The organism is Microcella sp. (assembly GCF_033763155.1).
GTDB lineage: Bacteria > Actinomycetota > Actinomycetes > Actinomycetales > Microbacteriaceae > Microcella.
On record NZ_JANRKZ010000152.1, the window covers coordinates 21,275 to 27,688 of the forward strand.

Below are 6,414 nucleotides of genomic sequence, written 5' to 3' on the forward strand. Positions count from 1 at the left end.
CAGAGCGCGGCGTGCCCACGGGCGCGCCGCGCTCTGTCGTTCATCCGGTGTTAAACCCCATCTCGATACGATGGTGAGTGTGATCGACAACCCGCGCTCGCCTCGCGTGCGAGCCGCGGCAAAGCTCGCCAAAAAGAATCAGCGCACCGAGACGGGCCTGTTCTTGATTGAGGGCCCGCAGGCGGTCGCTGAGGCACTGCACTACCGCCCCGATCTCGTGATCGAGGTATTCGCGACGGTCAGTGCTCTCGAACGACATTCCACTCTCGCTAGCGCAGCGTCATCGGCGCAGGTGCGCCTCGAAACGGTGACGGATGCCGTGCTCGATGTCATCGCCGACACCGTGACTCCGCAAGGCGTCGTCGCGGTCTGCCGCCAATTGGCACTGTCGCTAGATGACGTTATCGAGCGCCGTCCGCGGCTCGTGGCGGTGCTCGAGGAGGTTCGCGATCCGGGAAACGCGGGCACGATCATCCGAGTCGCCGATGCGGCGGGAGCCGACGCGGTCATCCTCACCGGCACGAGTGTCGACGTCTTCAACCCCAAAGTGGTGCGGGCAACCACGGGCTCGCTCTTTCATGTGCCCGTGGTCGTCGGGGTGCCCCTCGCGACGGCTCTTGAACGATTGCGCGGTATTGGCTCGCGCATCCTTGCCGCCGATATTTCGGGCGACGATCTGCTCGCCGTGCGATCGGATGGCGAACTCGATGGCCCCACGGCCTGGTTGTTCGGTAACGAGGCTCGCGGACTCACGGACGACCAGCTCGCGCTCGCCGACCGCGCCGTGATCGTTCCGATTTATGGCCAGGCAGAGTCGCTCAACCTGGCGACCGCTGCAGCGGTGTGCCTCTATGAGAGCGCCTTCGCCCAGCGGGCAAGTGGCACGACCGGCCCGCACTAAACTCGGTTCTCGTGCCAGCCAGCCCCGAGATTACCGAAGCCGCCGTCGAGAGTGCCGTGAGCGCAGCGCTCACCGCGTTCGCCGCCGCCGCCGACACCGCCGCGCTCAAGGCCGCGAAGTCGGCTCACGCGGGGGAGGCATCGCCTCTCGCTGCCCTCAACGCACTGTTGCGCGACGTGCCCGCCGACCAGAAGGCTGCCCTGGGCAAGCTCGTCGGCCAGGCACGTGCGCGGGTGGGCCAGGCCGTCGCGGCGTGCGAAGCCGAACTCGTCGCGGCAGAAGAGGCGCAGTTGCTCGCCGCGGAGGCGATCGACGTCACCGCCATTGCTCCCCTGCGACTCACGGGAGCACGGCATCCCCTCACGACGCTCATGGAGCAGATGAGCGACATCTTCATCGCGATGGGGTGGGAGGTGGCCGAAGGTCCCGAACTCGAGAACGAGTGGTTCAACTTCGATGCCCTCAACATGGATGCCGACCACCCGGCTCGCGGAACGCAAGACACGTTCTTCATCGAGCCCGAAGATCGCCACTTGCTCTTGCGCACGCAGACGAGCCCAGTGCAGGTTCGCTCGCTGCTCGACCGCGGTGTGCCGCTCTACGTCGTTTCGCCCGGGCGCGTCTTCCGCAAAGACGAGCTTGACGCGACGCACACTCCCGTCTTTCACCAGCTCGAAGGCATTGCCATCGACAAGGGCCTGACCATGGCGCACTTGCGCGGCACGCTCGAGCACCTTGCGCGCGCGGTCATCGGCGAGGGTGCGCGCATTCGCTTGCGCCCCAACTACTTTCCGTTCACCGAGCCGAGTGCCGAGCTCGACGTGTGGCACCCGACCTTCAAAGACGGGCCGCGCTGGATCGAATGGGGCGGATGCGGAATGGTCAACCCCAACGTGCTGCGCGCCGCCGGCATCGACCCCGAGGTTTATCAGGGCTTCGCCTTCGGCATGGGCATCGAGCGCACGCTCATGTTCCGCAACGGGGTGAGCGACATGCGTGACATGGTCGAGGGCGATGTGCGCTTCTCACAGCAGTTCGGAATGGTGGTCTGATGCGCGTCCCTCTCTCGTGGCTTCGCGAGTATGTCGACCTGCCCGCCACGGGCGATGCGATGGCGGATGCCGAAGCGTTGCACGCGGCCCTGGTCAAGGTCGGCCTCGAAGAAGAAGCGATCCACGGTGTTGCCCTCACCGGACCGATCGTCGTCGGGCAAGTGCTCGAGTTTGTCGAAGAGCCGCAGGCCAATAGCAAGACCATCCGCTGGTGCCAGGTGCTCACCGCTCCCGGTGAGACGCGCGGCATCGTGTGTGGTGCCCGCAACTTCGAGATCGGCGACAAGGTCGTCGTGACGCTGCCCGGTGCCGTGCTGCCCGGCCCGTTCCCGATCGCCGCGCGCAAGACCTACGGTCACGTCTCTGACGGCATGATCGCGAGCGCACGCGAGCTCGGCCTGGGTGACGAGCACGATGGCATTCTTCGACTCGCGACCCTCGGGCTCGACCCCGAGGTTGGCACCGACGCCATCGCGTTGCTCGGCCTTGACGACCTTGCCGTCGAGGTCAACGTGACTCCCGACCGTGGCTACGCGCTCTCGATTCGCGGCATCGCGCGTGAATACGCACACTCGACGGGTTCGGTCTTCCGTGATCCGGCAGCGCTCGCCGTCGCCCCGCGCGGCACGGGCTTCTCGGTGGTTCTCGACGACCGAGCTCCGATTCGCGGCCGGCGCGGGTGCGATGCGTTCGTCACGCGCGTCGTGCGCGGCATCGACCAGACCCGAACGACCCCGGCGTGGATGGTCTCGCGACTCGAACTCTCGGGCATCCGTTCGATCTCGCTCGTCGTCGACATCACGAACTACGTCATGCTCGAGCTCGGCCAGCCGATTCACGCCTACGACCTCGCCGCGCTCTCCGGTGGCATCACCGTGCGGCGCGCGACGGCGGGCGAAACGCTCACGACGCTCGACGGGCAGTCGCGAACGCTTCACCCCGAAGACCTGCTGATCACCGACGAATCGGGGCCTATCGGCCTCGCCGGTGTCATGGGCGGCGCGAGCACCGAGATCAGCGAGACCACCATCGACGTGCTTGTCGAGGCCGCTCACTTCGAGCCCGTCTCGATCGCCCGCACGGCGCGCCGGCACAAGTTGCCGAGCGAAGCATCGCGCCGGTTCGCGCGGGGCGTCGACCCGCTCGTCGCCGAGCCCGCGGCGCAGCGCGTCGTTGACTTGCTTGTCGAGCTGGCGGGAGGCACAGCCGACGCTCTCGGTTCCTGTGTCATCGATGCTCCGAGCCCCGCCTCCATTCACTTGGCCGAGGGCTTCGTCGACGCCCTCATCGGTGTGGACTTCTCGCTCGACGAGATCACCGACTCGTTGACCGACATCGGATGCACGCTCGAGGTTCAGGCCAACGGCTGGCAGGTGACGCCCCCGAGCTGGAGGCCCGACCTTGTCGACGCTCCGTCGCTCGCTGAAGAAGTGGCCCGCATCGTCGGCTACGAGCGCATTCCGGCCGTGTTGCCCGTTGCGCCGCCCGGCCGCGGATTGACGCGCTCGCAACGCGTGCGCCGCGCCACAGCCAACGCTCTTGCTGCTGCGGGTCTCACCGAAGTGCTCGCGTATCCCTTCGTGTCGCTCGCCGATGTTGCGCTCACCGACGGCGACGCCGCGAGTGTCGCCCTCGCCAACCCGTTCGATAGCGACACGGGACGATTGCGCCGCAGCCTCATTCCGGGTCTCACGCGCATCGCTCACCGCAACATTGCGCGCGGGCTCACCGACCTCGCGGTGTTCGAAATCGGGGCGGTATACCTGCCGGAGGCCGACGCGCGCTACGGCGTTACTGAGGTGCCGACGGCCAGTGAGAAGCCACAGAGCTCGGTGCTCAGCGAGCTGGAGCAGAGCATCCCGCCCCAGCCCTGGCACCTTGCCGCGCTCTTCGTCGGAGACCGCCGTTCTCGCGGTATCGGCCAGGCGGCCGAGCACGCGGGTATCGCGGATGCTCTGGATGCGGCGCACGCCGTGGCCGCTGTCGCCGGCGCCGAATTGCGTGTCGAGACCGGCACCCACCCCGCCCTTCACCCCGGACGCACGGCGGCACTGTTCATCGGTGACGCGCAGGTCGGCGTCGCGGGAGAGTTATTGCCGGCTGTCGCGCTCGAGCGAGACCTTCCGCGGCGCGTCGGCGTGCTCGAGCTCGATCTCGACGCCGTGATCGCTCTCGGGTCCAGTGAGGTCGAGGCGGGCACGATCGCGGCGTTCCCCGCGGCAACGCAAGACCTCTCGGTCGTCGTCGACGAGTCAGTGCCCGCGGGCGCTGTGCGCGCGGCAGTCGTGGAGGGCGCCGGGGCTTTGCTCGAGTCGGCCGTGCTCGTCGATGACTACCGCGGCGCGGGTCTCGAGCCCGGCACGAAATCGATCACGCTCGCGTTGCGTTTTCGCGCGGCCGATCGCACGCTCACCGCGGCAGAGGCGACCGACGCGAAGCTTGCCGGTCTCGCTGTCGCGACCCAGCGCCACGGCGCCACGCTGCGCGCCTAGCCCTCCCACAACTCACACGGCGGGGTCGAGCACGAAGCTCGACCCCGCCGTGAGGGGAGTGCGATGACCCTACTTGCGGCCGCCGCCGAGCAGGCCGCCCAACGCGCCCGAGATGATGTCTTGACCCTGCGGGCTCGAGATGAGGCCACCGAGCAGGTCGCCGAGGGGGTTGCTGCTCGACTCTGACTTCGGGGCGGCCTCGGGCTCGGCCTTGCTCGAGCCACCCATGAACTGGTTGGCAACGTAGGCGAGCACAATGGGGGCGATGATCGGCAGCACCTGGGCCACGATCGCGCCGATGTCGATGCCGCCCTTCGCTTCGGCCTTCGACGCCGCGGCGAGAGCCACGTCGTTCTTCTTCGCGCCGAAGACGTTGGCGACGATCTTCTCGCCGTCGGCCTCATCGATGTCGGCGAGCTTGCGAGGGTTCTTGCCCTTGTGCTTGCCGAGGGCCTTCTCGAGCGACTGGGCGCCGCTCTCGTCTTTCGCGTTGGCGGCGAGGCCACCGACGATCGCGGGAACGGCGACGGCGACGGCCGCGCGAGCAACGCTCTCTTCGACGCCGAGCTTCTCGGCGATGTCGCCGATCGGAATGAGGTTGATGAGTCCGCTGAGGTCGTCCATGACTGCTCCTTTGATGCCGTGAGTGGGCGGCGCGTTCCTGCGCGTCGAACGCCCATCGTATTCTCTGCAAGAGTTAACGTCATGACCTACTCCGTTGCGGTCGCCGGTGCGAGCGGCTACGCCGGTGGCGAGGTGCTGCGCCTTATCGCGAGCCACCCCGAACTCGAGGTGCGCACCGTGACGGCGCACAGTAACGCGGGGCAGTCGCTCATCGACGTGCACCCGCATCTCACGTCACTGGCGCACCTGACCTTTGTCGAGACCACGGCCGAGCGCCTTGCTGGTCACGACGTCGTGATTCTTGCGTTGCCCCACGGTGCCTCGGGAGCCATTGCGGCCGAGTTGCCGGCCGACACGATCGTGCTCGACTGTGGTGCCGACCACCGATTGACGAGCGAGTCGGCTTGGGCGCGCTTCTATGGCGGCGATTACCACGGTGCGTGGGCGTATGGCATGCCCGAGTTGATCCATGCTGATGGCACTCGCCAGCGCGAGAAGCTCGGGGGCGCGACCCGCATTGCGGTGCCCGGGTGCAATGTCACGGCCGTGACGCTCGGACTCGCGCCGGGCATCCGCACCGGCGTCATTGAAGCGCACGATCTCACCGCCGTGCTCGCTGTAGGCCCGAGCGGCGCAGGCCGTACCCTGCGTCCCGATCTGCTCGCGAGCGAGTTGCTCGGCTCAGCGTCGGCCTACGCGGTCGGGGGAGTTCACCGACACATTCCCGAGATCGTGCAGAACCTGACGGTCGCGGGCGCCGTTGACCCCACGATCTCGTTCACGCCCGTTCTTGTTCCGATGTCTCGCGGCATCTTGGCGACCGTCACCGCGCGACTCACGCCGGGTGCCGACGCAGCGAGTGTGCGCGACGCCTGGGAGTCGGCCTATGCCGGCGAAGCATTCGTGCACGTGCTTCCCGCCGGTCGTTTTCCGGCCACCTCGTCGACCGTGGGGGCCAACACCGCGCTGATGGGAGTCGCGGTCGACGCCGATGCCCAGCGAGTCGTCGCGGTCGTCGCTCTCGACAACCTCGTCAAGGGCACCGCGGGCGCGGCCGTGCAATCGCTCAACCTCGCGCTCGGCCTGCCCGAGACGCTCGGCTTGCCCGTGAACGGAGTAGCCCCGTGACCGTCACCGCTCCCGCCGGATTCGACGCCGCCGGAGTCGCCGCCGGGCTCAAGTCGAGCGGCGCAGCCGACCTCGCCCTCGTCGTTAACCGAGGCCCGTCGCGTGCGGCGGCCGCCGTGTTCACGAGCAATCGCGCGAAGGCGAATCCGATTCTCTGGTCGCAGCAGGTCATCGCTGATGGCGAGGTGGCTGCCATCGTGCTCAATTCGGGTGGGGC

General features: G+C 67.8%; 6 protein-coding genes. 5 read left to right on the forward strand and 1 reads right to left on the reverse strand.

All coding sequences use genetic code 11. From position 1 onward, the window contains the following. Nucleotides 1–79: 79 nt before the first annotated feature. Genes SFU54_RS06295 through pheT form a run of 3 tightly spaced genes read left to right on the forward strand, consistent with a single transcriptional unit; the run spans nt 80 to nt 4,445 of the window. The gene (locus SFU54_RS06295) at nt 80–901 is read left to right on the forward strand and encodes an RNA methyltransferase (protein ID WP_319015433.1); all 822 of its coding nucleotides are present in this window, start codon (nt 80–82) and stop codon (nt 899–901) included. Between the two features lie 11 nt (nt 902–912). Continuing rightward, complete coding sequence (pheS, locus tag SFU54_RS06300; protein ID WP_319015434.1) at nt 913–1,953, forward strand: phenylalanine--tRNA ligase subunit alpha; 1,041 nt, start codon at nt 913–915, stop codon at nt 1,951–1,953. Next, nucleotides 1,953–4,445, forward strand: a complete 2,493-nt coding sequence (gene pheT, locus SFU54_RS06305) for a phenylalanine--tRNA ligase subunit beta (protein WP_319015435.1) — start codon at nt 1,953–1,955, stop codon at nt 4,443–4,445. The genes pheS and pheT overlap by 1 nt, the downstream gene beginning before the upstream one ends. Before the next feature lie 69 nt (nt 4,446–4,514). Here the strand turns inward: pheT and SFU54_RS06310 are convergent, their stop codons facing one another. Further along, the gene (locus SFU54_RS06310; protein ID WP_319015436.1) at nt 4,515–5,069 is read right to left on the reverse strand and encodes a DUF937 domain-containing protein; all 555 of its coding nucleotides are present in this window, start codon (nt 5,067–5,069) and stop codon (nt 4,515–4,517) included. An 81-nt stretch (nt 5,070–5,150) separates the two neighbouring features. On the opposite strand from SFU54_RS06310, the gene argC reads away from it, so the two are divergent. Together argC and SFU54_RS06320 are read left to right on the forward strand one after the other, a co-directional pair. Further along, nucleotides 5,151–6,197 (forward strand): N-acetyl-gamma-glutamyl-phosphate reductase, encoded by a 1,047-nt coding sequence (gene argC / locus SFU54_RS06315; RefSeq protein WP_319015437.1) that lies wholly within the window; start codon nt 5,151–5,153, stop codon nt 6,195–6,197. Further along, nucleotides 6,194–6,414: bifunctional ornithine acetyltransferase/N-acetylglutamate synthase (locus tag SFU54_RS06320; protein ID WP_319015438.1), on the forward strand; the 221-nt coding region annotated here is incomplete at its 3' end. The genes argC and SFU54_RS06320, both read left to right, overlap by 4 nt.

Coding starts and splice junctions, on each gene's coding strand:
- SFU54_RS06310 (WP_319015436.1), bottom strand. CDS start 5,069: ATGGACGACCTCAGCGGACTCATCAACCTCATTCCGATCGGCGACATC.
- pheT (WP_319015435.1), top strand. CDS start 1,953: ATGCGCGTCCCTCTCTCGTGGCTTCGCGAGTATGTCGACCTGCCCGCC.
- argC (WP_319015437.1), top strand. CDS start 5,151: ATGACCTACTCCGTTGCGGTCGCCGGTGCGAGCGGCTACGCCGGTGGC.